Genomic DNA, 26,968 nt, shown 5'->3' on the forward strand with positions numbered 1-26,968 from the left:
ACTTTTATGTCGTCCGGTCGCCTCCGGCGTGGTGCGCCGAGCGCTGACCGCGCAGCCATTCGCGCATATCGGCGGGGCTGTGATCGGCACCGGGGAAACCAATGCAAGCCCGCCCGAGACACACCGACCGCAGCAGCATCTCGGCGACGGCGAGGTCGTCGCCCCACGGGAGGTCGGGTTTGGCGAGCATCAGCGAGGCGATCCCGTGCGCGGCGGCCCAGAACTCGAGCACCACCTCGAGGACCTCCGAATCGGCGAACAGCCCGTCGTCGGCGAGTTCGGACACGGTTGCCGAGATCCGTTCGAACGCCGACGCGGCGAGCACCTCGTCGACCTTCGACGGTCCGTCGGGAGCGCACGTCCGGAAGGCGATGCGATAGAGCACCGGCGTGGCCAACGCGAATCGCACGTAGGCCAGGCCGAGTTGCAGGGCCCGTTCCAGCGGGTCGTCGATGCCCGACGACGCCTCGTCGAGGACGCCGTCGAGGTGCTCGAAATACCGCGCGCACACCGCGTCGAGGAGGGCGTCCTTGTCGGCGAAATGCAGATAGATCGAGGGTGGGGTGACCCCGACGCGGCCGGCCACGGCCCGGATCGACATCGCCGCCTCGTCGCCGGTCTCGACCAGCAACGCGCCGGCCGCCGAGATGATCTCCTCGGCCAGCAGCTCACCGGAGCCGCGGGGTGACCGCGACCGCTTCGTCCTGCTCTGCACCGCTCTCCCGATTCGCTTTCTGCGCCGCCGGCCCCTCCGACAATCCGAACCTGTCGTGCAGCCATCGCAGCGGTCCGGGTGCCCACCAGTTCGCACGGCCCGCCAGGCGCATGAAGGCCGGAACCAAGAGCATACGGATGAGTGTGGCGTCCATCAGGACGGCAAGGGTCAGGCCGACCCCGAACATCCGCATGAACGACACCTCGGAGGCGGCGATCCCGGCGAACACGATGCTCATGAGCAGTGCCGCGGCGGTGACCACCCGGCCGGTGCGGGCCAGCCCGATCGCGACCGCATGATCGGATCCGTCCCGGCTGCGGTCCGACGCCAGCCACTCCTCCCGGATTCGTCCGAGGAGGAACACCTCGTAGTCCATCGACAGCCCGAATGCGATGCAGAACATCAGCACCGGGATCGTGGCCGCGAGATACCCCGTCGCCGTGGTCCCGAGACCGCCGAGATGGCCGTCCTGGAAGAACCAGACCATCGCCCCGAAGGTCGCCGACAGGGACAGGATGTTGAGGACGAGCGCCTTGAGCGGCAACACCACGCTGCCGGTGAACAGGAACAGCAGCACGAAGGTCGCGATCGCGATGAGTGCGAGCACCCAGGGCAGGTGAGAGTAGATGGCGCCGACGGTGTCGGCGTTGGTGGCGGCGACACCGGTGAACAGGACGTCGGTGCCGGCGGGGGGTGGCACGGCCCGGAGTGCGTCGAGTTGATTGCGTCCCTCGTCTCGCATCGGTTCGAGCGGCGTGGTGATCGAGACGATCGCGACGTCACCGCGGCGATCGGCAGGATTCCCGGGCGCCACCGCCGTTCCGTCGACGAATGTCCCGGCCGGAGCTGTCGCGGACTCGACGTCGGCGACCTCGGACAGAGCCGCGGTGTATGCGGCCAGCTCCCGGTCGGATGCCTGCCCGGTGATCACCACGGTGACCGCCGAGGACAGATCCTGCGCGAAGTCGTCGCGCATCTCCTGCTGGATGACGCGGGCGCTCGCGGTCTCCGGGAGTACCCGATCGTCGGGGAAGCCGAACCGGATACCCAGGAACGGTGCACCGAGGACGACGAGCACCGCGGTCACGACGATCGCGACCGGCGCCGCATGCCGCAGGACGAACTGCGCGAGGCGATACCACCGGCCCTCCTCGATCGGGCGGTCGGCGGGCTCGGGTCGGCGCAGCAGTCTCCGTACGGGCCGGCGCATGTCGAGGGCGTCGACCCGGTGGTCGAGGACCATCAGCAGCGCCGGGGTCAGCACGAGCGCGGCGATTGCCGCCACGATCACCACACCGACCCCCGCGTAGGCGAAGGAACGCAGGAAGTACATCGGGAAGACGACCAGCGCCGCGAGGGAGAGGGCGACGGTCACCGCGGAGAACGCCACGGTGCGTCCGGCGGTGGCCATCGTCGCCATGATCGCGTCGGGTCGTGGCGCGCCGGCGGCGACCTCCTCCCGGTAGCGGGTCACGATCAGCAGCGTGTAGTCGATGGCGAGCGCCAGCCCCAACGCGGTGGTGAGGTTGAGCGCGAAGATCGAGACGTCGGTGAACTCGGAGATCAACCGGAGCAGCGCGAAGGTCCCGATGATCGCGACAATGCCGATCACCACCGGGAGTGCCGCGGCGACGAGGCCGCCGAACACCACGATCAGCACCAGGAAGCTGATGGGGATGGCGATCGCCTCGGCGACCGCGAGGTCTTTGGCCGCCTGCTCGTTCACCTGGTTGAAGACGAGTGCCAGTCCCCCGACCCGGACCGCGATCCCGTCGCGCTCGCCGCCCAGTTCACGTTCGATCTGGGCGGCGTGGTCGGGCGCCTCCTCCTCGCCACCGTCGAGTGAGGCGATGATCAGCGTCGATGATGCGTCGCTGCTCACCAGGGCCGGCGCGAGTGCCGGGTTCTGCCAGGCCGAGAGGATCGGACGCTGCACGAACTCGAAACGACCCAGCTCGTCGACGAGGCGGGCACCGACCTCCCGCGCAGCCGGATCGGTCGCCATGTTCATCCCGGCCGGGCCGTCGAGCTTCAGCACGACCTGCGAGCCGCTGCGGTCGAAGGTGTCGTTGAGGATCTGGTCGGCCCGGGAGGACTCGGAGTGCGGATCGCTGTAGCCACCCGCGAGCAACTGCTGCGCGGCCCCCGCCCCGTAGAGGCCCGCGAGGACCAGCACCAGTGCCGCGACCCCGAGCACGATCCGCGGAGCACCGATGATTCTGCGCGTCATCATCGCCAACATGAATTCTCCCCCGAAAGTCAGTTGGTTAACACCGATAAGTCAATACCACCAGCCAAAGTTGGTCAACCGTCCCAACCGCTCCGATGATGAGCCCACCGCGCCCGCCGCGACGTCCACGGGATTTCCCCCGAACAACCCCCATCCAACCTTTGGAACGTGTTCTAATTCGTGACGGCCCCACACTCCTCTCGCACGGGAAGTACCGATGCCGGACAGCACCCCAGGCGACCCAAACGAACTCGCCCGCCCCAGCGCGTCACGTCGCGACCCCGACTCGTTGCGGGCCCGTCTCGGCGACTGGCTGACCACCGTCACCGATTCCACACCGACGATCACCCGACTCGAGATCCCGTCGGCGAACGGGATGTCGAGCGAGACCGTCGTTCTCGACGCCGACTGGGATGGCACGTCGCATCCTCTGGTGGCGCGCGTGGCCCCGCTGCCGGAGAGCGACCCGGTCTTCCCCACTTATGACCTCGACCGTCAGTTCCGGATCATCGCGCATGTCGCGGCAACCACGGATGTCGCGCTGCCGAAGCTCTACTGGTCCGAGCCCGACGATGGACCACTCGGTGCGCCGTTCTTCATCATGGAACGTGTCGAGGGTGAGGTCCCGCCTGATGTGATGCCCTACACCTTCGGTTCCTGGGTCAGCGAGGCAACGGCCGACGATCGGGCGGTCCTCGCCGAGACCACCATCGAGACGATCGCGAAGATCCACGCGGCCCCGGTGCCCAAAGAACTCCTCGACCTCCCCGGTCCGGGCGAGAGTCCACTGCACGCCCACGTGCGACGGCTCGGCGAGTTCTATCACTGGGCGCGCGACGGCAGGACCGGATCCCCGCTGATCGATCGTGGATTCTCATGGGTCGACGACCACTTCCCGGCCGAGGGGGACCCGGTGCTGACCTGGGGTGACGCGCGCATCGGCAATGTCATCTACCGCGACTGCCGCCCGGTCGCGGTGCTCGACTGGGAGATGGCCGCCTTCGGCCCGCGTGAACTCGACCTTGCCTGGCTCATCTTCCTGCACAGGTTCTTCGAAGACCTCGCCGAGATGGCCGGGCTGCCGGGTCTGCCGGATTTTCTGCGAGCCGACGACGTCGCCCGGATCTATCGGGAGGCGAGCGGCCACGAGCCGCGCGATCTGGATTTCTACACCGCCTACGCGGCGCTGATCCATGCGGTCGTGATGTATCGCATCCAGTGCCGCGCCATCGACTTCGGCCAGGCGGACGAACCCGACGATCCCGACGACATGATCCTGCACCGCGCGACGCTCGAGGCGATGCTGGACGGCACCTACTGGCAGCAGGTCCGCTGATGCTCTCCCCGATGGACGACTACCCGATCCACCAGGTCGCCGAGGTGATCCGTCATGTGCAGACCTCGGATCGCAACTTCTACGACCGCTACTACTTCAACTGCCACGGCCCCGACGAGAACTCGCCGTGGCTTATCGTCGGCCTCGGTGTGTACCCGAATCTCGGTGTCACCGATTGCTTCGCGGTGATCCGCTACCACGACGAGCACATCGTGGTCCGCGCCTCGCGCGCGCTCGGCGCCGATCGCAGCGACCTGCGGGTGGGCCCGTTCACCATCGAGATCCTCGAGGGATTGCGGCGCCTGCGCGTGGCTCTCGATCCCGGCCACGGCGATCTGGCCTTCGATCTGACCTTCACCGCGACCGGCCCCGCCGCGCTGGAGCCGCGGCACTTCCAGCGACAGATGGAACGGGTCTTCTTCGACACCCAACGCTTCGTCCAGACCGGCGCATGGTCGGGCACCCTGACCGTCGACGGTCGCGATTTCGAGGTCGAACCCGAGGCCTGGCGGGGCAACCGCGACCGGTCCTGGGGCGTCCGTCCGGTCGGTGAGCCCGAACCACCTGGGCGCAAGGCGGCCGCCGACATCTCGGGCACCTTCTTCTGGACCTATTCGGTGATGGACTTCGACAAATACGCGATCGTGGTGATCGTGCAGGAGACCGAGACCGGCGAGCGCGTGATGGATGACGCCCGCCGCGTCTGGCATGACCCGGGCCGGGAGCCCGAATGGCTCGGCCACGTCGCCCACGAGATCACCTTCATCCCGGGGACACGCGAAACCGCCGAGGCCATCCTGCGGTTCACCCGCCCGACCGGGGCGGTGACGACGGTGACGTGCCGGCCCGCGCTCGCCAACTACCTGGCCTTCGGCACCGGCTACGGACTCGAAGCAGACTGGCGGCACGGGATGTGGCAGGGCGACCTCAAGGTCGAGGGGCTGCACCTCAAGGTCTCCGAACTCGATCCGACCATGAAGCTGTTCTGTGTCACAGACCATTTCGCGCATTTTGTCCTGACCGACGGGGACACCGAACATCTCGGTGACGGTCTGTTCGAATTCGCGGCGATCGGTCCGCACCAACAGTACGGTTTCACCGAGTACACCGACCCCGCCTGAAGCACCCCAAGGCATCGTCCCCGACGAGGAGACCCATGTCGAACAGCTCGTTTGCAGGTTTGTCGCGTCGTGAATTCCTGAGCCGGGTCGCCGCCGTCGGCGGCGGTGCGCTCCTGACCTCGTGGGCCGCCCCCATCATCGATCGGGCCTACGCTTCGGCCGACCCCGCGGGCACAGGTTCTCTGACGGACATCGAGCACATCGTGCTGTTCATGCAGGAGAACCGGTCCTTCGACCACTACTTCGGCACCTATTCCGGCGTCCGTGGATTCGGCGAGAAGTCGAAGGTCTGGAAGCAGTACGGGTGGTCCCCCGGTGTCGGCCCGACGCGCAGCGGCTACACGCTGCCGTTCCGGCTCGACACCCGCCACGACGCCAACCTCGACGGCGAGTGCATCAACGACCCCGACCACTCCTGGGGCGGGCTTCACCAGGCGTGGAACGGTGGCCGCAATGACGGCTGGCTACCGATGTCGGTCAAGTCTGTGGGACCCGCGAATGCACCCGCGTTGATGGGCTACTACGAACGGGAGGACATCCCGGTCCACCGGTCATTGGCCGAGGCGTTCACGATCTGCGACAACTACCACTGCTCGGTGCTGGGGCCGACGGACCCCAACCGGCTCTACTGGATGAGCGCGTCGCTCGACCCGGCCGGCACGCATGGCGGACCACTCCTCGAAACGCCCACGCTGATACCGAAGTTCGTCTACACCTGGCGGACCATGCCGGAGAACCTCCGCGACGCGGGGGTGAGTTGGAAGATCTACAACAACAAGGACTTCGGGCCGGTGTCGAGCGTCGCCCTCGACGGCATGATGGGCTGTTTCAAGCAGGCACAGAACCCGAACTCCGAGCTCGCCCGCCGCGGCATCGCCCCGACGTATCCGACCGATTTCGCGGCCGATGTTGCCGCCAACCGGCTGCCGAAGGTGTCGTGGGTGGTCCCGTCGGTCCTCAACTGCGAGCACCCTGCGCTGCCCGCGGCGCTCGGGGCCGTCGGGATCGTCGAGTTGCTCAACATCCTCACGTCGAACCCGCGGGTGTGGGAGAAGACCGCCCTGATCATCAGTTACGACGAGAACGGCGGCTTCTTCGACCACGTCACCCCGCCCACACCGCCACCGGGTACGCCCGGCGAGTACGTGAGCGTGCCGAACATCAACAGCGTGGCGTCATCGGACGGCATCCGTGGGCCGATCGGACTCGGCTACCGCGTGCCGTGTTTCGTGATCTCGCCGTACAGCCGCGGCGGACTGGTCGCGTCGGAGACCTTCGACCACACGTCGCAGCTGCGGTTGATCGAGAAGCGCTTCGATGTCGACGTACCGAACCTCACCGCGTGGCGCCGTGGCGTGGTCGGCGACATGACCTCGACCTTTGACTTCGCGCACCGCCCGAATGCCGCCCGACCGCATTTCGGGGACCCAGTACCCGGCGCCCAGAACGCACTCACCCAGTGCGGTCCGAACATCGCGGCCGGCACGCTCGGCTTCGGGCGACCGTATCCCGTACCGCCGAACCGGATGCCTCAGCAGCAGCCGGGAACGCGGCGTTCTCCGAGCGGATAGTCCGGCGCGGCTGGGCCAGGGCGGCATGGCACGATGGTCGTCGCGCCCCCATAGCCCAATTGGCAGAGGCAGCGGACTTAAAATCCGCCAAGTGTCGGTTCGAGTCCGACTGGGGGCACGAGCGTTGTTGCCGATAGAGGCAGTTCGACGACGCACCTTTCGCGTGGCATCCAGTCGCCGTCCTCGGGCCGACTACTCCTTCTTGAGCTCCAGCACCCGCTTGCGCAGCCCATCGGTAGCCGTCACCATGCCCCCCTTCAGTGCACGCTTGAGCAGAAACCCGGGGATCGGGATCAGCGTGGCGACCGTCAAGTCGAACCGCACCTTCGTCTTGTCACCGTCGGGCGTCAGCGTGTATTTCGCATCCTGAGTCTTGAGCTGTCCCGCCGACACCAACGTCCAACTCGCACCGGTGTCCGTCCAGGAGTATTCGATGACCATGGTGTCGCTTATGCCGACGGTCTTGACGACCATCTTGGTCTGCTTCGGACGGCCGTCGTCGTGGCGGTTGAGGACCTCGCAGCTCTCGTACTGCGGCGACCATTCGGAGGCCGACTCGACGTCGGCGATGACATCGAGGATCTCCTCAGGCGTCGCTTCGATGACCACTTCGCGGGATTCACTGAGTGCCATGACCGAACCTTATCCACTTCCGCTGCCACGATGGCGCGGTCAAGGAAGCATGATTGACCGCTCGATGGGTGCTGGTGGCGACAGCGCCGCGGACGTGGACTGGGAGTTGGGGCATGCAGCGGTGCACGGCCGGTTCGCCACCGTAGATCTCCACTCGGTCGTGGCCGGCAAAAGGGCTAAGTGTCCCAGAGTTTTGCCATCTTTGGTCACCCATCTACAGATTCGGCAGAAACATGACCGTGTTCATTACGATTCTTTTCGTGGAGGGCACCTTCGCCGTTGGGGTTAGCCTCAGGTTAGTGGCGCATATGTCAACAGGCATTGTCAGGCATTTTCCTGCTCCACCTTCTTACCCTCGGACAAAGTCAGATTGCGACTCGACAATCTGGAGTTCACGGAAACCAGGCCAAGCATATTCCGTTACCATTCCGTTTTCAGCTTGAACCCGAGAAAATACCCACGAGAAGGACCAGAAAACGGCTGATGCGCACCTCCAGGGTAGTATGGAACTAATTCACTATTAGGAGAAAAACCCAAGGAGAATTGCATTCTTCGACCGCCTGAGGACCTTGTGTATGAATAGCCAAACCCGATACCGGGTTCAAATAACAAGAGTGGTCCCTTCGTTGTTGATTCGGGCGCTCTGGTCCCCTCGGTATCCGCATCAGACCCGCTCCCAATCGGATCGATACCTGCCCCGAGTGGGTTGAAGACTGGGAGCAACGGCCCTACGAAGTGGCCTTCTATCACCTCTCTTACCTTGTTTTCAATTCTGGACTGCGGCGTCCTTGCATGGGACTTCGTAGTTGATGGGCCAGATTGCGTGTTACCCGAATCACGGAAGAATCCTGCCACTCTTTCGGAGATCCAGCCGACAGCGGACTTGAGGCCGCTCCATGCCTTATCCATTGCGCCACGTATAGTTCCGGTTGCAGTCGATATCCCTTTCCATACACTTTGTATCCCGCTCCACACAGTCTTTCCCACGCCCTTTGACCAGCTCCACGCCCCACTTGCGGTGGCCGATACCCCACTCCAGGCAGATTTTCCAAAGCTCTTTGCCCAGTTCCATACCGACGTTCCGGCCGTCTTCATCCCTGCCCATGCAGACTTTGGCGCATCTCTTATCCAATTCCAAGCCTTGCGTCTAGCCCACTTCCACGTGCTAAGACCATAAGCCGCTCCCGCAACGAAGCCAACCGCCGCACCAGCAATCGCACCGAGTAACGAGCCTCCAAGAAACCACCATGGACCGCCATAGATACCACCAATTACACCGCCCGCCACACCGCCCGCAAACATTCCTGCGTACATTCCTAGCGCACCAAGAATCAACACTCTGAGCGCCTGCAACCCGAAATTTAGTCCACTCATGGCCGTTTCCGTGGCACTGCGTCCTTCCTTGTCAATATATCGGAGTGGATTGTTACTCGAATAGAGATAGGGCGCATCGGGCGTATATTTTGCCATCTCCGGATCACAACTCATCCACCTCCCCATCCATGGCGCATAATATCGTGCATCGTGGTAACTGAAGCCCGTCTCCTCATCCCGCTCCTTGCCCGTATATCGGTACCGCTTCAGACTCACCTCGGCTACGCTGCGCCCAGCCTGGATGGCGGTGGTGCCGTATGGGTGGTACTCCTCGTAGGAGATCAGCGCGCCGTCTTCGGCCAATTCCAAACTGGCGGAGCCAAGATGGTTGCCGATTTGGTAGCGGATGAGCGGCACCGCACCGCCTGCCCGGGGTCCGCTGGAACTCGGGATTTCGGTCTCCACCAGGGCAATCCGCTGCTCATCGTCCATCACATGCAGCGTCTCGCGCTGCAGCGTCACGGCAGCGCCATTGGCGCCGTACGCGCGGTAGACCTCGAATCCGCCAAGGTAGAGGCGCTCCTTCTGAGGCTTCCCGTTCGGCCTCTCTATGACCTTGCGAACCCGCTCGCCGCCGGCGTCGTACACGTACCAGACGGTGCCGCCACCCACCAGATCCACCCGCTGCAACTGGTCTTCGAAGTCCCAGACCATTTCCGGTAGGTGGGGTATAGAGGTCATGTTGCCGTGGGCGTCGTGGGTGTAGGCCTCGATGCGGTTGATGTTGTTGCCCAACTGGGTTCTCGTCAGCTGGTTGCTCTTCGCTCCGGATTCTATGGGGCTGTCTTCCTCATAGTCGTAATGCCGTGTCCAGCTGCCGCCCTCAGCTATGTGGCGGAGATGCTCGAAGTTGCCGACCTCGTCATAGGCGTACCGTTCGGTGTAGTTGCGCAGCGACTGCAGATCGTTCGGGTGGGCGCTCAAGTGCGCCAGTCCCGCTTGGTCGAAATCGCGATAGTTGTCAGGGTTGAACGAGTGCGCCGTCTGGCCAATATGCTCTCGGCCCTCGGCTTCGATCAGTCGATAGAGCGCATCGTAGGTGTAGTCACTGGCCGGATCGACCTGTTGGTTGTTGTAGGTGACAGCCTTGAGAGCGGCATTCTTGATGCGGGTGATGTTGCCCGCTGGGTCATAGGTGTAGCGCAGGTCCTGTAACCGCGTTGCATCATTCAAGATCTGGGAGGCAAAACCATTCAAGCCAGGCGGTCGGGTCGTCTTCAGCTCGCTCAGGCGGAAGGTGAGCGGGTCGTAGGCGTATGTCGTCGTCACGCCGTTGCCGTAGGCGATCTGCGTGCGCTGGCCCTTGGCGTTGTAGTCGAGGTTGGTGACGAAGGGCGTCGCCGCAGCCGTGCCCCGCAGGTTCACCTCGACTGTGTCCAACAGGTTGGCATAGTTGAAGGTCCGCCGGTGGACGCTGCCGTCCGCGGAAGTGAAAGTGTGCGGGCGGTTCAGTGCGTCGTATTCGGTCTTGCTGGTGTAGCTTCCGTCGCCCGCGACGAGGTTCCGCTTCCAGTCCACCCCCAGCTTCGATTCCTCGATCGGCAGGAAGTCGCGGCGGCCCTCCAGCAGGTTGCCCTTGAAATCGTAGGCCGCACTGGTGGCGATCCCGGCGGCGTCCCGCAACTGATAGACCCGGGTGCGATGGTTGGTGGCGGCTCCCTGGCCCTCGCCGTAGATGGTCTGCTCAGCCAGGCGCTCCGCGCCTTTCTCGGTGACGTAGAGGCCGGTTGGCCGACGCAGCTCGTCGTATGTCATCCGGCGCACGAACCCCCGGCTGTCCCAGGCACGAATCGCGTTACCCGCGACATCATTCAGAACCCAATGCTCGCCGGCGTCCATGCCGGCCTCGTGGATGCGGTTGGCGCCCGCGGTCTTTTCATCCTCGTCGGGGCCAGCCATGCAGTGGCTGTAGCGCATGGCGACCCGCCCCTTGGCGTCGACCACGGCACGGTGGTTGCCCTCGATGTCCAATTCCACACGGGTGCAGAGCATCTCTTCCGCCGAATCATCGACGTGTCCCGGGCAGACCACGCGGTTGTGGGCGACGGTGAGGAAGGGACGGCCCAGCGCGTCGAAATGGGCGACGCTGGGGGTGTCGGCGTGGGCGACGGCCTTCTGCGCGGCATCGTGCTCGGGTTCGCCGGGCAGATTGCCGATCCGCTCCTGGTACCAGGTCTGCCAGTTTGGGGGCTGCGCCTTGAAGGACGCGCTTATATAGCCGGCGATATCTGGATCGGTCCGCGGGTCACCGGTCTGTAGGCCGCTGGCGGCGACGGTGTCGTTGACGTCGTAAGTCACCCGCCGCCATGAATCGAACACCACCTTTTCATAGCTGTGGTTGGGGTGCAGGGTGGCGACCACGCGCTCGAGCGGGTCGTAGAACAGCACCGGGCTGACGCCGACTTTGACGCCGAACTCGAAATGATGACGCTTGGCTGCAAGCTGGCTGAAAAAGGGCTCGTACTGGCGTACTGGCCGGCCCTTGTTGTTGTACACGGTCCAACCGCTGACGACCCAGCGCGGGTGCGGCCCCCCGGGGACCAGCGACTCCGGCTCCGCTTGGACCTTCTTCTGGATCTCGCGACCAAAGCCATCGGAATAGGAAAAGCTGATCTGGATCTTGAGCCCGCCAGGAGAGGGCGCATCGCCGACATGGGTCTCCCGCGCCAGGGTGGCGGCGTACGCGGGGAGCCATTTCTCAGGCGCCTGCGGGTGGTCGCGTTGGGTCCTCCAGAAGCGATCGAGGTCGTAGATGATGCGCGTTGTGGCTTTGTTCAACAGGCCCGAGGCGGGCTGACTCGGATCCACCACATCATAGAAACCGTCAATCTGTGCTTGGGTGAGAGCGGCAGCGAAGCCGTCCAGCGAGTCACCCTCCGCGGGCGCCGGAGCTATCTTGCCCATCACCGCGGTACCCGCCACCGAGCCCAGGGCATCGAAGGCTACTTCCGTGCGATTGTGATTGGGGTCGGCGACCAGCGCCGGCTGCAGCACGCGATAGTCGTTGCGCGCCTGCGTCATGTTCGACAGCGCATCGGTCGTCTGTGCCACGAGCAGGTCGTAGGTGTCGTAGGTGACGATCGTTTCGGTGCTGAGCGCAGCGGTGTGGAACGGATCGCGGTAACGCCGGGGCAAGAAGAAATGCTGGCGGGCGTGGGCCAGCTCCTGCGCGGCGCCGCCGGCATCGGTGGCGGAATAGAAGACGCGCCCAGACGGGATCCACCACTGGCCGTCCCCCTCCAGATCGACGTACCCGCCCCGGTCGGCAGACTTCCCGGCGACCGGGTCGATCGGCAGGACTTCGCCCGCATTGGGCAGAAGGTCTTCGGGCGGCGGCGCGCCCGACGGGCGGATTAGGTCGAGCGGCCGGCGGAAGACCTGGGCCAACAACCCAGGCGTGAAGGCCAGCCTGTAGCTCTCCCCCGGCGGGGCCAGCCGCCCGACTGCTCCGGCGGGCAGGAACGCCGTCAGGTCATCGCACCGGTAGAGAGTGCGGGCGCGCTCGATGAGACGGCGCTGTTTGTCGTCGGGCGGTACATCTTCGTAATCCGTCTCGCCCTCACAGATGGCCACCAGCCGGGTGGGGTCGGCCATGTCCGGTTGTACAAAATCCTGTGCCCTGTAGCGGCCCGCCGTGCCTGTCGGAGGGTAGCCGGTCAATTCGTAGGTACGCGTCTCAGCCGGGAGCGGCGTTCGGTAGTCGTCCGGATGCGCGGCCATGTCGTCGATGGGATTGGTGAGGTCAGTCTCGGTGTACGTGACCAACGTCCGTTCTTGCCTGTCCCTGTCCCACTTCTCGGTCAGGGGCGACTGGCGGCGGCCATACCCGACGGACGCTTCTTTCCGCACGTTGCCGTACCGGTCCACCTCCAGCGTCAAGGCATGCTGGATGCGCGGGTCGGATGGCCCGCGCTCGTAGTGGTAGGTGATCGCCTCATTGGGGTGGGTGAAGAAGACCGCGTGGCGGTTGTCGCCACGCGGCTGTACCAAGCAGGCGGCGAAAGATTGCTCGACAACGGTATAGGGCTGACCGAAGGGATAATCGGCGTCCTGCCCGACGCCGTCGAGGGCATACACCTCCTGGCGCAGCATGGAGCCTTTGAGGGCGCGGCAGGCTTCGCGTTCCTCATCGACCGTGAGGCCGTCGGGCAGGACCGTGTCGTCGAGCAGGAGCTCGCGCGCTTGGGGATCGCTCAAGCCCGGCTCGCGGTAATACTCGCCGACGTCGTTCCCGTCAAGCAGGCCGGCGAAGAAGTCGGAGACGTGCTCGCGTCCCAGGTACGGGCCGGTGTGGAACCACGTCCGGGTGAGCACCGGCGGGACGTTGGAGGAGGTGTCGGTGTTGGTACCGGCGGATGCCTGTCCGCCGGCAAGCGCCGCTAGCTCCTCGGTGTCCCATTGCTCGACCAGTCCGAAGCCCCGGAATTCGCGTTCCATCCCGTCGAAGTGGCCGTGATGGTAGGCGTAGCGGGTGACGAACCGGTTGCCGCTGACGCGATCGGCGGTGATGACGCGCTCGATCACGTGCACGGGGAATGGCAGGCGTGTGATCCAGGGGTGCCCGGCAAGCTTGTCTTCGAGGTAGAAGTGGGTGGACGGCACATAGCGGACGTGTGTCTCGGCGCCCAGGTTGTTGACCGTCTTGATCAGGAGGTGCGGCTTCGCAGAGTGATGCCTCGCAAGTTCGGCGGGGTAGGCATCTTCGAGTAGCAGCCGGTTGAGATGTCTGGGATCGCCGGCATCCGGCGCCTTAGCGAGCCGCTCCTTCGTCTCGACTCGAAGGTCGACACCGGCGAAGCGCTGTGCGGTGTGGATGCTGCCGCGGTCCATGATCAGGCTGTTCAGGCTGTCCGCGAGCGCGATTCTGAGCCGCCTCGACTTCGCAACCGTGTGGTCGAGTCCGGCGAGGGCCGCCGACGCTTCTTCGGTGAGCTGCGCGGAGAGCCAGGTGTCGATCGCTCGCGCCGGGTTGGTGAGTCGGTCGGCGAGGGCACGCAGGTCGGTGAAGTCGTCGGCGGAGAAGGCGGGCCACGACCCCATGAGGTCGACATACCGCAACGGTCGCTGCCCAGCGCCGGGCAGCGGCGATGACCACACCAGGCACGCGGTGCCGTTCCCGAGCACATCCGCGGTCGTGACGGAGGTGGTGTTGTCGATGGGCGGGAACTGACGCAGGACACGCGGGTCCGTCAGCCGGTTCCCTGACTGGTTGAGGTAGAGCCGGACTCCGTCACCATGGAGGTAGATGATGTCGGTCGTGCCCGAGCCGTCGATGTCGGCGAGCCGGACACGGCGCTGGTCGAACTGGTCCGGACGGTCGAACCATGGGCTGTTGTCGAGGGTCACCTTCGCGGCGAAGCGTCCGAATCCGTAGCTGGGCCAGAAGCAGACCTCGCCATTGCGGATCCGCACGAGGTCGGTCAGGCCGTCCCCGTTCATGTCGGCGAGGTAGATCGATTGGGTGCGGTCTGCGAAAACCAGCCGGGGCCCCCGCTCTTCGTCGCTGGGCCGGCGGGCGGTCTGCGCCGGGCCGAAGCCGTCCTCGGCGAGCGAGGGGTACCAGGTGAAGACGTCGTCCTGGGTGATCAGAACGTCGGCGTGGCCGTTGCCGTCGAGGTCGACGAGGCGCAGGTTTGGGTCATCCCAGTCGATGCGCGGCAGCTGCGGAAGGGTGCGGAACGGTGCCCAGTCCTGATCCGCGGTGCGCTCGTAGAAGCCGGGAGTCGGCTCCGAGAAGTCGACGAGATCGAGGTTGCCGTCGCCGGCGAGATCGAGCAGCTGCTGCCGGCCACCGTTGAGGGCGGCGAGTGAGGGTTTCGTAGTGACGGTCTGCAGTGAACCGTAGGCGCCGCCGCCGAGGTTGGCCTTGTAGTACCACTCCCCGCTTCGTTCGGTCAGGATGCCCGAGATGCCTTCGCCGTCGAGGTCGACCCATCGATGCGTCGAGCCGTCGACACCGGCAGGGAGGTTCTCGAGCGTCTGGGCGTCGGCTTCGAGGACGTGGTCGCAGATGGTCGTCTTGCTGTACTCGAACTCGAGTGGTGGTAGCGACTTCTTGAGGTGGACGGGGTACGAGACGCCGGAGCGGATCACCGGCACCTGGTCGTCGTCGCGCACGAAGCCCGACTGCGTCACAGATCTGATGAACGACGCGAACCGGGTGCTGCCCTGGTGCGCCAACTCGTCATCGACCGTGAACGGCTGCTGGTCGTCGAGATCTGCGTAGTCGAACTCGGTCGCGCGAACCAGGCCCTCGTACCCGGGCTCACCGGTCGGGAGGTCGGGGATGTGGTGGAAGCTCAGGATTCGTCGACACCGGCGCAACGTCGAAACACCGGCGGCGAATCCTGACCGCTGAGAGGTGGAGACGTCGGGTCGTGTCGACCAACCCCGACTCGCCGAGTCCCACGCCACATCCGGGAGATGCGATGCCACGACGTAGCGATGCTGCTCCGCCTCCGGCTTCGAGGAGTCGAGCGCGACCTCCTCGTAATGGCCTTCGTCGTAGTCGAACACCACCTCGAACATCCACTTGTCGTCCGGCAGCTGGGCGGGATGCCAAGCCTCCCAGGACACAGGATCACGATTGGGCGTGCGGTTCCCGTAGCGGATCCGCTTCACGTACCGGTTCGCGGAGCGCACCCGGTTGCTCTGACTGAGGCAACTGGGGTCGATGTCCTCGTCGTTCTCCGCGGCGTAGTTGTAGACGATGGCATTGCCCTTGTCGTCGTAGCTGGCGCGGATGAGCCAACTGAAGATGCGGGTGGGCGCGGCCGATGTCGGGTTGGCTGGGTCGAAGATCCTTGACTCGTTGTCGGTGCCGTACAGCGTGGTGACGTTGTCCCGGGTGATCGACCGCCAGTGGACCTGTCCCGTTGCGGTGTCGGCCCAGCGCTCGATGCGGGCGAACAGCCCCTCGATGCGAGGCCGGTAGCGCCGCACCCGGTGGCCGTCGATGTCGTCTTCGTGGGCCAGCAGACGTCCCGCCGCGTCGCGGACCCACGAACCGTCGGCATCCCTGGTGAACTCGGAATGGTTGCCGGTCCATTCACCGTTCGGGTCCTGCCGGTACACGGGCACCAAGTCCTCGGCGCCGGACAGCAGAAACACATCGGAGTCCTCGGAATCGCGGTACTGCGGCAGACCGTTGTCGGTCTTGCGAGTGATCGACGGCAGCGAAAGGCTCCAGCCGAACCCGAATGGCCCGTTGCCGGAACCGGAGTCGTAGGAGAGCGACAGCGAAGGGCCGAACCCGGCGCGTCCGGGGCTGGTCGCAATCGGCACGGACATCGAACCTGTTCCCGTAACAGGATTGGCGGCAAACTTCTCGCCCACGCCGCGAATCGCGCCACCACCCTTGGGCAGCGTCGGTGCAGGTGCGGTGATTTGGGGGCCACGCCCGGGTCGGCCGGCGGTCGCCGCTGAGGAGCCGCTGTGGTGGAGACCAATCGTCGGAATCTCGTTACCGGTCATGGTCAACCACATCCAAGGCGCTTGCCGCACGCGCAGCAGGGTTCGGGGTCCATGGCTCAGGCCACCGAGTAGCGGACCACCAGGAACACGGGGTCGGTGGCGTCGCGGGTCAGGACGTTGGTGTCTTCCGGAAGGGCTAGCTCTACCTGTCCTTCGTCATTGAGCGTCGTGGTCGCGGCATCGAGATCCAGTCCGGCAGGCGCAACCGCCGCCAAGTCGTCGGCACCATCCCGCCGGTACAGCTGAAGCCCCTCGAGCGTCAGATCCTCGGATCGCACCAGGTAGGGGAAGTGGTCTTTGCACAAACTGAACCGCAGGTCGTAGTTGCCATTGGCGAAGCGGTGCCATTCGCTGGGGAACTCGTGGCGCAGGCTGAACAGCCGGGCCATGCCGGCCGCGCCAGCGGTTTGCAGCAGCTCGGTGACTGCGTCGGTGGACTCCTGACGAAGCTGGGCGCCGCCGTCGCGGGCCGTGTAGCGCAGGTGCAGCACCACATCGGCGATGCTGTCGTAGTCAAACTGGGCCAGTGGCGGCAGCTCGATCCGCCACGTGCTGACGGCGCCGGCGCCCTCGAATGGCAGGAAGCGATCGTCTCGCAGGTCGACGTTGTGCATGCCGCTGTCATTGTTCGCCTCGCTGGTGACGATCGACTGGATCGTGCCGTAGGAGTCGACGAACCGTCCGTCCTCGCTGCCGGTTCTCCCATACTGGCCGCCATCGGTCAACGTCGGCGATTTCCGGATAGAGCTCTTCAGCAGCGACAGCGTGCAGTTGACGCTGGTGTAGGGCCCGGTCACCGCGGGTACGGTGACCGCGACGTTGCGCACCCGGCGCATGTAATGACCGGGGCCGTCGAGGTCGAAAAACCATTCGGGCAGGCTCACTTCGCACGAACGGGTGACCTTGAGACTCAAGAGTGCCAGCGGGTCGAGCTGGCGTAGCGAGACGTGTTTGGTGAGTTCCAGCTCACGCAGGTTGTGTTCGTGGTAGGCCATCTCCATGCGCTTCACATCCAGGTAGAGCGCTTCGCCGGAGAGCAGCCCCCTGCGGCCGCCGTCCCAATAGTTGAATTTTATTAGTGTCTTGCTGTCGAGTTCAGGTCGCATCAGCTCGCGCTTCATCGTCTGCTCGGCCCGGCGCGCCACGTCGAAGGCAAAACGGTAGTACTCGTAGTAGAGGCGCGAGAGCTCGCCCTGCATCCAGGCGTAGAGTTCGGCGCTCGTGAACTTCTCCCGCAGGAAGAGGTCGACCTCCTGCGACTGTTCGATCTGACGCTGAGTGTTCTCGTACTCGCGCTGGGCGACCTGCTCGGCGATCAGAGAGGAGATGAGCTGTCGTCCGATCTGTCGCAGTTCGAGGGCGGCAGAGTTCGCCTGCAGGATCCAGTCGTCGGCGCGGCGCGTGTGTGCGGCATCAAGCGACTGGAGCCCTGCCTGGTCGCGATCCCAGGCCGCCTTCATTCGCAGAACCTGGGCGGTAATCTCAAGGGCCTTGACTATAGCGGTTCCGACCGGCAGCTTTGTCGTGCCGCCGATGCCCCAATAGTGGAAGTCGAAGTGGATATCTGGCATGTAGACGGCAGCGGTCGCGGCGGCATCGACGAAGGAGGCGGCGAGCCCTAGGTCCCTGGCGGTTTTCAAGTGGCTGATTTCGTCGCTCTCGGCGGTGATGAGCGAAAGGTTTCCCTTGCCTTCGGCGTCGGCTTCGATGGTTGGCGATCCGCCGCCTTCGATGTCGAGTTTCGGGTAAGCGTTGAGCGGTATTTCCTTCTCGTACTGACCGACGAGCTCGGCGTAGGTTTCGTCGAAGTTCTCCTCGGTGAGTTCGCGGCGGTCTGCGGGGAGGGAGTCCGGAACGAGGTTGGGATTCGGTTCCTGGGACATCAGGCGCAGATAGTGTTTGTAGCGTCCCAACACAACCGAACGCGACTTCAGCAGCGACTCCGTCGACTCCTGCGCCTGCTTCCACTGCAGGAATCGAACTTCCTGCTGCAGCTGCTGAATCTTGATTTCGTGGCCCTGGCGCAGCACGGCGAGGCGTTCCGCGTCCTCCTTCTCTATCGATTGGAGCAGGGAGGAGCCGAGGCCCCGGACCTCGGCGGATAGTTCGAGGGCCTTCTGGATCAGCAGTTGGGAGCGTACGGGGCTGACCGGCTGGTTCAATCCAGCGACAATTGCGCCGATATCGATGCCGGCGGCGGCCGCCTTGACCAGCATGCCTGGGTCGAGGGGCGGGTCGAAGAGGGCGAGTGGACGCACCACACCCTCGATGTTCATGCAGTGGCGGATCTTGAACAGCCGGTCGGCTGCGGTATCCCAGTAGGAGAGCAGCCTGTCGTTGTGTGGGATGCAGAAGTACAGCGTCCGCCCGATGCCGAAGAGCGGCGCGGCGGTGTCGGCGCCATCGCTCCCCGTCGGCATGCCGAGGTTGAACGGAAAGAGCCCCTCAAGCTCCACCAGGGCGTCGTGCATTCCCTGGTCGAGGCCCTTCTTCTTGAGCTGGGCGAAGGTCTTGGGCCGCACCCGTCCCTGCAGAGGTACCTTCTCGGGCCGCGTGCCCAGGATATTGGCTGCCAGCACGTAGATCTGCGTCGCCTCGTTGATCGACTCGAGAGTGTCCTGCCGGAATAGCTGGTCGCCCCAGGCAAAGAGGTTGTCGAGGTACTTCATGACCACGCAGTACATGTAGGCAAGGTGCCGGCCCGGGGATCGGGCAACGCGGTGAGGCTGGAACGGATGGTCCAAGATCTTCTCGTAATCGTTCAGGATCTTCGCTTTCAGATCCATCTCATCGACATCGAGCTCAGAAGTGGGCTTGCTGAGCAAGGTCAGCAACTCGTCGACCTGTTTGCCGGCGCCCCCTTTCCGGAAGGCGATGAACCTCCAATAGCGTTCGGGCACATCGACATTCGTGTCGTTGGCGGTGGGATTGAAGATGAAGTGGAACCACCGCTGCGCCTCGGCGAAACGCTGGTTCTTGCTCAAGTGCACAGCGATGGTGAGCGGGACGTGGAAGAACAGCTCCCAGTTGTAGTTGGCATACGGCCCGCCAAGCGTGACGTCGATCTGCTTGTCGTGAAAATCTGTCTTGACGAGCTTGGTGCCGGAAGAGCTTGTGGTGTCGTAGTAGCTCCCGGGCATCCTGCTCGATGGGGTCTTGGTGACGTCGCCGAGCGCTCCGAGAAACTGCGGATCAAGAAGCCCGGACAGCGATTCCTTGTTGAGCTTCTCGATCAACTCCCCAGCGAAGGGGTGGAAGAAGTTCTCGAACGTGTATGTGAACGCCGACTCCTGCTGGGTTACCAGCAGGCTCAGATCCGTTGCGGCCATCTCGTCCTTGAAGGCGTGGAAGCCGACCATGTTTGTTGCCTTGTATGCCATTTCTTTCCTCCTCTAAGGAGTCGTTCGAATCCGGTTTGCTTCGAATCAACTGCCAGAAGGGCCGATTATCTTGTTGCCATAAGTCACGGTTCCGGGCGTGCCGATAGCCGTATTGATATAGGCATCCTCGGTGATGAAGCGTTCGACGGGCGACGGATCGATAACGCCGAATCCCGGTTGGTGAATTGTTGGGTTCAGGAGATCCACCCCTCCCGGCGGAACCACGAGTTCGGGGATCTTGGAGGGAATCGGCTTGGACATTTTGCTGACGATGCCGATACCCTTCCACTGAGGCACCGTGAACAGGGTCGCGTCTGTGGTCACGTGGAAAACGTGACGGTTGTCCTCGTAGAAGAACGGCGAATCCCAGGGTTTTCCGCTCACGGGATGGTGGGGGTCTACCGTGCGGTCTGTAATGCTGTTACTCAGGATGCTATGGGAGCCGAGTTCTTCGGCGTATTCGGGAACAACCTTGCCGTAGTAGGTGATTGTGAGCGATTCCGTGGCCGTATCCATTGACCGGTTCGGAAAGAAGTACGTGGAGCCCCACACTTCGGGATTGGAGAAGGAGTTGTACAGGTCAAAGAACTGGGCATGGGGATAAGATCCGCGCGACACGTAAACGCGAAGTCCGTCGTTTATCCCGCGAAGTTCGTCGTCTATCCGGCGGACCGAGAGCTTCAGTTGAGAGCGATCGAAAGTGCCCCCTTTGGGGCAGGCTTGCGTAACCAGCTCTTGAGGGTCCGAATTGCGTGGCGGCTGCCATGTGCCGTCCAGGAATTCGCTCCAGTTCAAGATGACTTTGACGACGAGCATCGGCGCCTTGTTCGGAAAGGCCTCCGAAGGCTTGACGTCGGCCAGGGTGTTGGCATCGGTCGGCGGCGACGGCGTCTCCTGCTGTATCTCTTCGACGAGCTTCAGCCAGAAGAGAAAGAGGCGGCCCTTCCACACCACCGGCAGCACGGGGTTGTCCTCGATGTCCAGGCTGATCTGCTCCCACGGCGTCCAGGAGCCGTCGTGGCGGCGACAGAAGTACTTGCGATTCGCGCCGGCGGTGCGGCCGATGACGTGCTCGACGTCGTCGGCCGTGCCTACTCCGTTCTCTTCGTAGTGGACACCGCAGATCTCGAGCTTCGCCACCTCTTCGAGCTTTGTCAGGTAGCGCGTGAGCACTTCCGCCGCTCTGTCCTCGGTGATGTCCCCTTGCAGAAGCTCGCTCATTGCCTCCTTGAAGAAGGGCGACTGGTCGTCCCTCAACTCGGGCTCGAGCCAGTTCTCCGGCCAGAGGAAGACTTTGCGGTTGGCCTCCCAGACCCGGTAGCGCTTCATCCACTCCCACTGCTTCGCCTTGATGCTCGCCGGCGAGACCCCGGGCTCCAGGTTCATCAGGCAGCGTTCGATGAACAGTTGCACCGACGAGAGCGCGTGGCGAATACGCGAGGTGAGCATGCACGGGTCCATCTGCACATCCATCAGGAAGTACTCGAAGAGCTTCCCCGGTGTGTCGATGTGTGCGGAGGCCGGATTCGACCGCATGCGGTGCAGTGTGTATGCCACCAGTGCGTCGCGTTGTACCGACCGCATCTCGTCGTTGATGGGCCTGAGCACCTCCAGCCAGGCGCTCTCGTCGTAACGGGCGCGCAGGGAGGCCTGGAAGCTGCGCACCGCGGCGGCGGCAGGCTCGTTGGTCGTTACGTTGGTGAGCGCTGTCGCTGGGGTGCCTATTTTGCTCACGCACCCGTAGGCGTCGTAGACCCGTCGCAGGGTCTCCACATGGGCCAGATCGGAGGCCACTTTGCCGAAGCGTGAGAGAAGGGCGTCGACCGAGTCCTTCTCCCAACGAGTGAGAACGTAGAGCAGGCCGTTCGCATCGGCTGTCGCCGCTGCCGGCTGCCGCAGAACCTCAAGCAATCGCTCGTCGCCGGGAGACACATCTGCCTTCATGCGGCTGAAGTCGAGAAGCCCGGCGAAGGCCTTGAGCAGCGCGGCGGCGGTGGGGTTGTCCGGGCTGCCCGTCACGGACAGGTGGTTCAACCAGCCTTCGCCGCCGACGTGATAGGCGGCGTCGACAGCGAAGTGCGCCACCTCTGCGGCAGTCAGCTTCAGCACCGTTGCCAGCGCGGTGGCCTTCAGGAACCGGACATAAGCTAGGCGCAGGTTCGCGACCAGCGTCTCCGAGTAGAGGTACCGGGCGGGGATGATCTCCCAGCCGCGCCCGGCCGTTTGCCAGCGCACGACGACGGTGTTCTTGACGTTCTCCACCGTGAGAGAAATGGCGTAGAGCGCGCCGGCGCGCAACTCGATGGGCTCGGTGTTCTCCCAGGTGCCGCCGTTCTGCGCTCGCGAAATCTGCTTCTGCTCCCGGTTCAGGGTGAGCGTCACGGCTGCGGTGGTGTCCGTGTCGATGCGGACGTTGTAGAAGCCGTTCTCCGGCACCTCCAGGTAGCCGCTCCAGACGCAGGAGATGGCAGCGGCCGGACTGGTGGCGTTTGGTGGCAGTGTGGTGGTCCCCGAGGGGGCGTATTCCAGGCTGGCCTCGGCGTTGTGAGAGAGGTCGGGATTCCCCGCCGCGGTGACCGCATAGGAGAACTGTGCGGCTAGGCCCGCCGTCTCCATCGCGGTGAATTCGTCGAGGGCGGGCCGGGCCGCATCCCCGGCCGCGTGCAGGGCGGCCGCATCCTCGAGCAGAGCGCTCGCCAGCCCGATATCGGCCTCGGCTGCGACGCTGACCGACTGTAACGCCTGCTGGCGCTTGCGCAGCCGCTTCAGCTCCGGCAGGAAGGCCTCGAGCAGAGTCGTCCTTCTTTTCTCCAGCGGGTCGGCGGAAGCGACGAAGGCATCATAGAGCGGCAGCAGCGCCGGGTAGCGGGCGAAGAACGGCCCCACCACCTTCTGATTCTCGTCGTAGAGGGTACCTACTGCGTCTTTGAACGCCTGGGCCGACCCGGGTACCGCCTTCAGCGCCTCGCGCGTGGTCGTCGTGAGGACACCGCTGTAGGAGAGCCGCTTTCTGAAGTCGTCATAGACGATGCGCCCAGGCGCGGCATCGAGGATGGGCTGTTCCAGTGTGGACTGCTTCTTACCCGCGTGATCAACGTGGCTGTACTCCACCTCGGTGACAAAGGTGTTCTCCAACAGGCCGAAGAAGAGGTCGGTTGTCTCGTTTCCGTAGACCAATGCCATGTGTGCGCGTGCGATGGTGCCGTCCGGATCGTCCACCCGCGCGAATGACTCCTCGATCGCTGCAAGACCGCTGCGCAAAGTACGGGCAAACCCCGTCACCTCCGCCTCGGCCGGCATCGACTTCCCACTCAGGTCCTGGTTCCAGATCAGGTAGAGAGCCTGGACCGGCTTGAGCTTAAGGGCACTCAGACGGCGCACGAAGCCGATGAAGCGCAGGACGGCGGGGGCCACTGGATTGGGACCCTCGAAGGGGTCGTAGCCCGTGAACCTGGTCAGAAGAAGAAACTCCCGCACGCTCAGCTTCAGCTTGCGAGCCAGCCAGCCGCGGCGGAAGACGGCGCTGATGTTGTCGAGGGTCAGCACCGTGTTGGCGTCATAGCCGAGCGCGGCCGTGATCTCGCTGAACTCGCTGGCAGTGAGAGTGAAGGCGCCACGCAGGGTCTCGGTATGGTCGAGCAGCTTCTCGTTCGCGTTGGTGAGGTAGTTACCGTAGCCGTCCTCGGCGAAGGCGTCGTCGATCCGCGAAGGACTGAAGAACATCTGCCGGTAGAGGGATGATTCTCCATGGGTGTCGATCGGGCCGAAGCAGGCGAGCAGCGGGAGCAGGTCCCTCTTGGGCACCAGCTTGAGAATGTTCATCACCCGCATCACCACGCCCAGGGCGGGAAGCAAGGAGAGAAACCCGGCGTCGAGTCGCTCCAGGTTCACCGCATCGTTCGCGTCGTCGGGCGTTCGTGTCACCGGATAGAGAGCGACTATCGCCCTATCGGTCTGTTCGATGGTCCAGCCAAGTTTCTTCCAGAGCCGGATGAAGCGGATCAACCGGATGAACTCGAACGGGCGGGGCCGGTTGACGCGTGTGTCGGGGTTCGAGTAGCGCAGTTCAACCTTGTCGAAGCTGCACACGTCCTCGGGGTCGGTGGGATTTGTCAGCGTGAGGAGGCCCATGATCTGGCCGAAGTTGTCGTCGTTCCTCACCCACGCCTTGATGTCGCCGCCGTACTGGGCGGGATTGAGGCCGGCGGCAACCAAGCTGTCGAATCCGGCTTCGGAGATGGTGCCATCCCTGAGCGCCTTGAGGGTTTCGAAAGAGACTCCCAGCCGCTCCAATCTGGGGATGAGGCGGGAGTTCGGATTGACGAAGCGCGTCATGAGGATCTCCACGAGCTCCTCGTAGGTGACCCCGACTCGGCGGGAGAACGCTTTGGCATACGAGAGACCAAGGCGCCTCTCGTGATCCGTACCGGGATCCGAGATTCCCAACAGGACCTCAGCGTCAGGTCTGGCCGGGTCGAAGCCATAGAGACGCTTCACCGTCAGCATCGCATCGGCGGCGCGACCGGTGCGCCAGCCCTCGGTCAGCAGGCGGTGCTCCGCCCGCGAGAGCCCGAGGGTCTCCATCCAGATATCGCGCCAGCCGTAGTCTGCGGCGCTGGTCCGCTCCAGGCCATCGTCCTTGCGCAGGACCTCCATGACCTCGGGCAGCGGGGTCTCGAAACGGTGGAAGTAGCGGCGCAGGTTCTCCAAGGGTTGGTGGAAGGGCAACGGGGGCGGGAAGTGCTCCCCTGCCAGCGCGGTGTAGGCGTTATCGATGACAAACTGTGGGCTGGCCAGCAGTTCCTCGGCCTTGACGCTGTCGTCGGTGTTGTAGCCCTCGTAACCCGCAAGCGTGAGTCCGCTCGCGATGTAGTACTCCAGCGTCTCGTTGACGAGATCGACGTACGGAAGGGGCGTGTGGGTGTTCTCGCAGGTCAGAGACAGGTGCTGGAGGTCGGGGCGACGATCGAAGAGGACCGTCTGGGGGTTGGTGAACCCGTGTGGCACTTCGCTCGCCGGTCGGTCGATGAATTGCAGCAGGTCGACCAGATAGGCCGCTGGACTGAGGATTGAGCGGCAATGCTCGCAGGTGCAGTAGTCCATCTCGCCGAAGAGGCTCTCCAGCGTGCCGTAGGCGAGCACGTCGGCGGCATTGGCCGGCGGCGAGGGCGTCGGGGCGACGATGGAGGCGGGCGAGTGAACGCCGATGCCTGGCGCATTCCTGGCGGTGAGGAAGGTGAGCGCGACGTTCAGCACCGCCGCATGTACCTGTTTCGCCTTTGAGTGGATTTGCCGCGCGTTCTGCTCGCCACCGACGTCATCCTTGAAAGCCCGGACGAACTCATCCCGCTCATGACGCACCACGGCATGCGCCGAGTCGATCCCCTTTTTGAGCAGGCCGTTCATCGCCTCGTCACCTGGCGAGATCTGGTAGACACGTTGGATGCGGGTGATCTCCTGTATCACCTCGACATCCGCCTGAAGATTGTGGCGCGCCACGTACTGGGCGACGGGCTGCATGCCGATCTCGAACTTGCCTTCATGCTGGGTGAGGAAAGTGTGCACGGCGTCCTTCAGCCTGGCCGAGCCGACCGGCGTCTCGCCGTTCTTCACCATCTGCGCCACGACCGCCGTGGGAAAACTGAGTCGCACCTGGGCGGCAAGCAACTCGGCGTAGCGCTCACGCTTCATGTCGGCGTCCTCGCCACGGATCTCCAGCGGGATCGGGTCGCTCCCGACAACCTCCTTCCACCTCTGGGCGCCATGGAACCCCTGCCCCACCAGCTCCGAACTGTCCCGGAGACCGTTCGCGCCGACAGCGGCATGGAGCTTCCGGATCAGCGGCGCGTTGTTCAGGGTGAGATAGGCAAGTTGCCCGTCCAACTGCAGCCGCCTCGCCGTCGCTTCGCCGACGGCGCCCTCCACAGCTTCCCAGAACTCGGACGGATCGTCCGTGTGGCGGGTGTAAAGGTCGGCGATCTGCCGCTGTTTCCGGGCATCATCGCCCAAGGAGAGCTCCAGGATTTCCTTGAAGGACGATGCTCCGACGTCCGGCGCGGCTTCCATCAAGTGCCGGGAGGCCAACTGCTGAAACTGTTCCAAAGCCGCCGGGAAGCGCGTCTGAAGCCCTGTAGGGATCAGTCCCTGTTCGAGGGCCTGTTTCCAAATCCCCTCGACCGTCTTGGAATCCGTCCGATAGAGCGCCGCGTCGTTGGCGGGAAGCCCAGCACGCAACAACGCATAGAAGAACGCCGGTTCGATGCGGGTGTCGGCGCCCGCAGACGTCGTCCGGGCACTGAACTGGTCGGCGAGCGCTCCCAGCGCGACCGCGCGGGCATCCCAGCCGGTCTTGTTCGCGAGGTAGGTGACATCCTGGCGCTCGTCGGTCTCCTGAAGATCGCGCAAGTCGCCCCTGTAGTGGACGGAGAGCGCGGCGATCAGGGTCTCATGCTCCGACCGCAGACTTCTCGACATCTTCTCGTCCAGAAGGACATTCAAGTCCTTCACTTGGGTGGACACGTCGTAGCGGACGGTGGAGGCGACCAGGAAATGCCCGCCGGAAAAGACGCGCGCCTGCAGGTCCGGCTTCTGCTTGCCGCGGCGCATGAGTTCGCCATCCAAGAACGAGACCTCGTAGTTGCCGCGCACGTCCGTCGTCGCTTCGGCTAGGACAACGTCACCCCCGACAGACTTGTCAACCACGACGACGCGCAGTCCATCCACCGACGCGCTGACGCGACTCACGACGCGACCCTCGACGTGATAAGTCACGGCTGGGCCAATGCCCCCCAGTTCTTCCAGCAGATTGTTCAGAGCGTTTGCCGTCGGTTCGTCCACCTCACCGGTCGGCTGGAGTTGGCGCTCTTGTTGGAAGACTGAGACCAATCCGCGAGTGAACCGGCCATACCGCTTCGCTTCACGTTCGGGCTTCAGCCCCTCGGCGAGTTCACGCCCGGCTGCCTCGTCACCCCGCAGAAGAAGCTGCCGGCCAAGAATAACCGTCAGAGCGTCCTGGAGATCGGCTACCTTCTGTCCGCGCATCTGAAGTTTCACAGGCGACGTCACTCTGTTCATTGCGATTCTCCTTCACGAGCAGCCCGACCACGACCTCGCACCGCCGGCATGAGGACGCCGC

The 26,968-nt window shown here is 64.2% G+C and carries 9 protein-coding genes and 1 tRNA gene; 4 read left to right on the forward strand and 6 right to left on the reverse strand.

Annotation, left to right across the window (positions count from 1 at the left end):
• Nucleotides 1–4: 4 nt before the first annotated feature.
• Nucleotides 5–715 carry a TetR/AcrR family transcriptional regulator gene (locus GORHZ_RS28735; RefSeq protein WP_006339489.1) on the reverse strand — a complete coding sequence of 237 codons (711 nt, stop codon included), beginning with the start codon at nt 713–715 and terminating at the stop codon, nt 5–7.
• On the reverse strand, nt 669–2,957 hold the full coding sequence (locus tag GORHZ_RS28740) for an MMPL family transporter (RefSeq protein ID WP_006339491.1): 2,289 nt from the start codon (nt 2,955–2,957) through the stop codon (nt 669–671). Before GORHZ_RS28740 ends, GORHZ_RS28735 begins: the two co-directional genes overlap by 47 nt.
• 205 nt (nt 2,958–3,162) lie before the next feature.
• Here GORHZ_RS28740 and GORHZ_RS28745 point away from each other — a divergent pair, with 205 nt between their 5' ends.
• The 4 genes from GORHZ_RS28745 (at nt 3,163) to GORHZ_RS28760 (ending at nt 7,091) form a co-directional block, all read left to right on the forward strand.
• Nucleotides 3,163–4,281 carry a phosphotransferase family protein gene (locus tag GORHZ_RS28745; protein WP_006339492.1) on the forward strand — a complete coding sequence of 373 codons (1,119 nt, stop codon included), beginning with the start codon at nt 3,163–3,165 and terminating at the stop codon, nt 4,279–4,281.
• A complete protein-coding gene (locus GORHZ_RS28750; protein WP_006339493.1) occupies nt 4,281–5,402 on the forward strand; it encodes an Rv3169 family protein in 1,122 nt (373 codons plus the stop codon). The genes GORHZ_RS28745 and GORHZ_RS28750 overlap by 1 nt, the downstream gene beginning before the upstream one ends.
• A 35-nt stretch (nt 5,403–5,437) precedes the next feature.
• Nucleotides 5,438–6,973 (forward strand): phospholipase C, encoded by a 1,536-nt coding sequence (locus GORHZ_RS28755; RefSeq protein ID WP_006339498.1) that lies wholly within the window; start codon nt 5,438–5,440, stop codon nt 6,971–6,973.
• A 44-nt stretch (nt 6,974–7,017) separates the two neighbouring features.
• Nucleotides 7,018–7,091 (forward strand) — tRNA-Leu (locus tag GORHZ_RS28760).
• 74 nt (nt 7,092–7,165) lie between these two features.
• Here GORHZ_RS28760 and GORHZ_RS28765 read toward each other — a convergent pair.
• The 4 genes from GORHZ_RS28765 to GORHZ_RS28780 all read right to left on the reverse strand — a co-directional run bounded on the left by GORHZ_RS28765 (nt 7,166) and on the right by GORHZ_RS28780 (nt 26,907).
• Nucleotides 7,166–7,606, reverse strand: coding sequence for an SRPBCC family protein (locus tag GORHZ_RS28765; RefSeq protein WP_006339501.1), 441 nt, complete (start codon nt 7,604–7,606; stop codon nt 7,166–7,168).
• Nucleotides 7,607–8,026: 420 nt separating this feature from the next.
• The gene (locus GORHZ_RS29815; protein WP_006339502.1) at nt 8,027–16,453 is read right to left on the reverse strand and encodes a SpvB/TcaC N-terminal domain-containing protein; all 8,427 of its coding nucleotides are present in this window, start codon (nt 16,451–16,453) and stop codon (nt 8,027–8,029) included.
• 56 nt (nt 16,454–16,509) lie between these two features.
• Nucleotides 16,510–19,833 (reverse strand): Tc toxin subunit A-related protein, encoded by a 3,324-nt coding sequence (locus tag GORHZ_RS28775; RefSeq protein WP_006339503.1) that lies wholly within the window; start codon nt 19,831–19,833, stop codon nt 16,510–16,512.
• A gap of 45 nt (nt 19,834–19,878) precedes the next feature.
• Nucleotides 19,879–26,907: a neuraminidase-like domain-containing protein gene (locus GORHZ_RS28780; RefSeq protein ID WP_006339504.1), complete on the reverse strand. Its 7,029-nt coding sequence runs from the start codon at nt 26,905–26,907 to the stop codon at nt 19,879–19,881.
• Between the last annotated feature and the right edge of the window lie 61 nt (nt 26,908–26,968).

It is taken from the genome of Gordonia rhizosphera NBRC 16068 (assembly GCF_000298195.1).
Lineage (GTDB): Bacteria > Actinomycetota > Actinomycetes > Mycobacteriales > Mycobacteriaceae > Gordonia > Gordonia rhizosphera.

Coding starts and splice junctions, on each gene's coding strand:
- GORHZ_RS28745 (WP_006339492.1), top strand. CDS start 3,163: ATGCCGGACAGCACCCCAGGCGACCCAAACGAACTCGCCCGCCCCAGC.
- GORHZ_RS28755 (WP_006339498.1), top strand. CDS start 5,438: ATGTCGAACAGCTCGTTTGCAGGTTTGTCGCGTCGTGAATTCCTGAGC.
- GORHZ_RS28775 (WP_006339503.1), bottom strand. CDS start 19,833: ATGGCATACAAGGCAACAAACATGGTCGGCTTCCACGCCTTCAAGGAC.
- GORHZ_RS28740 (WP_006339491.1), bottom strand. CDS start 2,957: ATGTTGGCGATGATGACGCGCAGAATCATCGGTGCTCCGCGGATCGTG.
- GORHZ_RS29815 (WP_006339502.1), bottom strand. CDS start 16,453: ATGACCGGTAACGAGATTCCGACGATTGGTCTCCACCACAGCGGCTCC.
- GORHZ_RS28765 (WP_006339501.1), bottom strand. CDS start 7,606: ATGGCACTCAGTGAATCCCGCGAAGTGGTCATCGAAGCGACGCCTGAG.
- GORHZ_RS28750 (WP_006339493.1), top strand. CDS start 4,281: ATGCTCTCCCCGATGGACGACTACCCGATCCACCAGGTCGCCGAGGTG.
- GORHZ_RS28780 (WP_006339504.1), bottom strand. CDS start 26,907: ATGAACAGAGTGACGTCGCCTGTGAAACTTCAGATGCGCGGACAGAAG.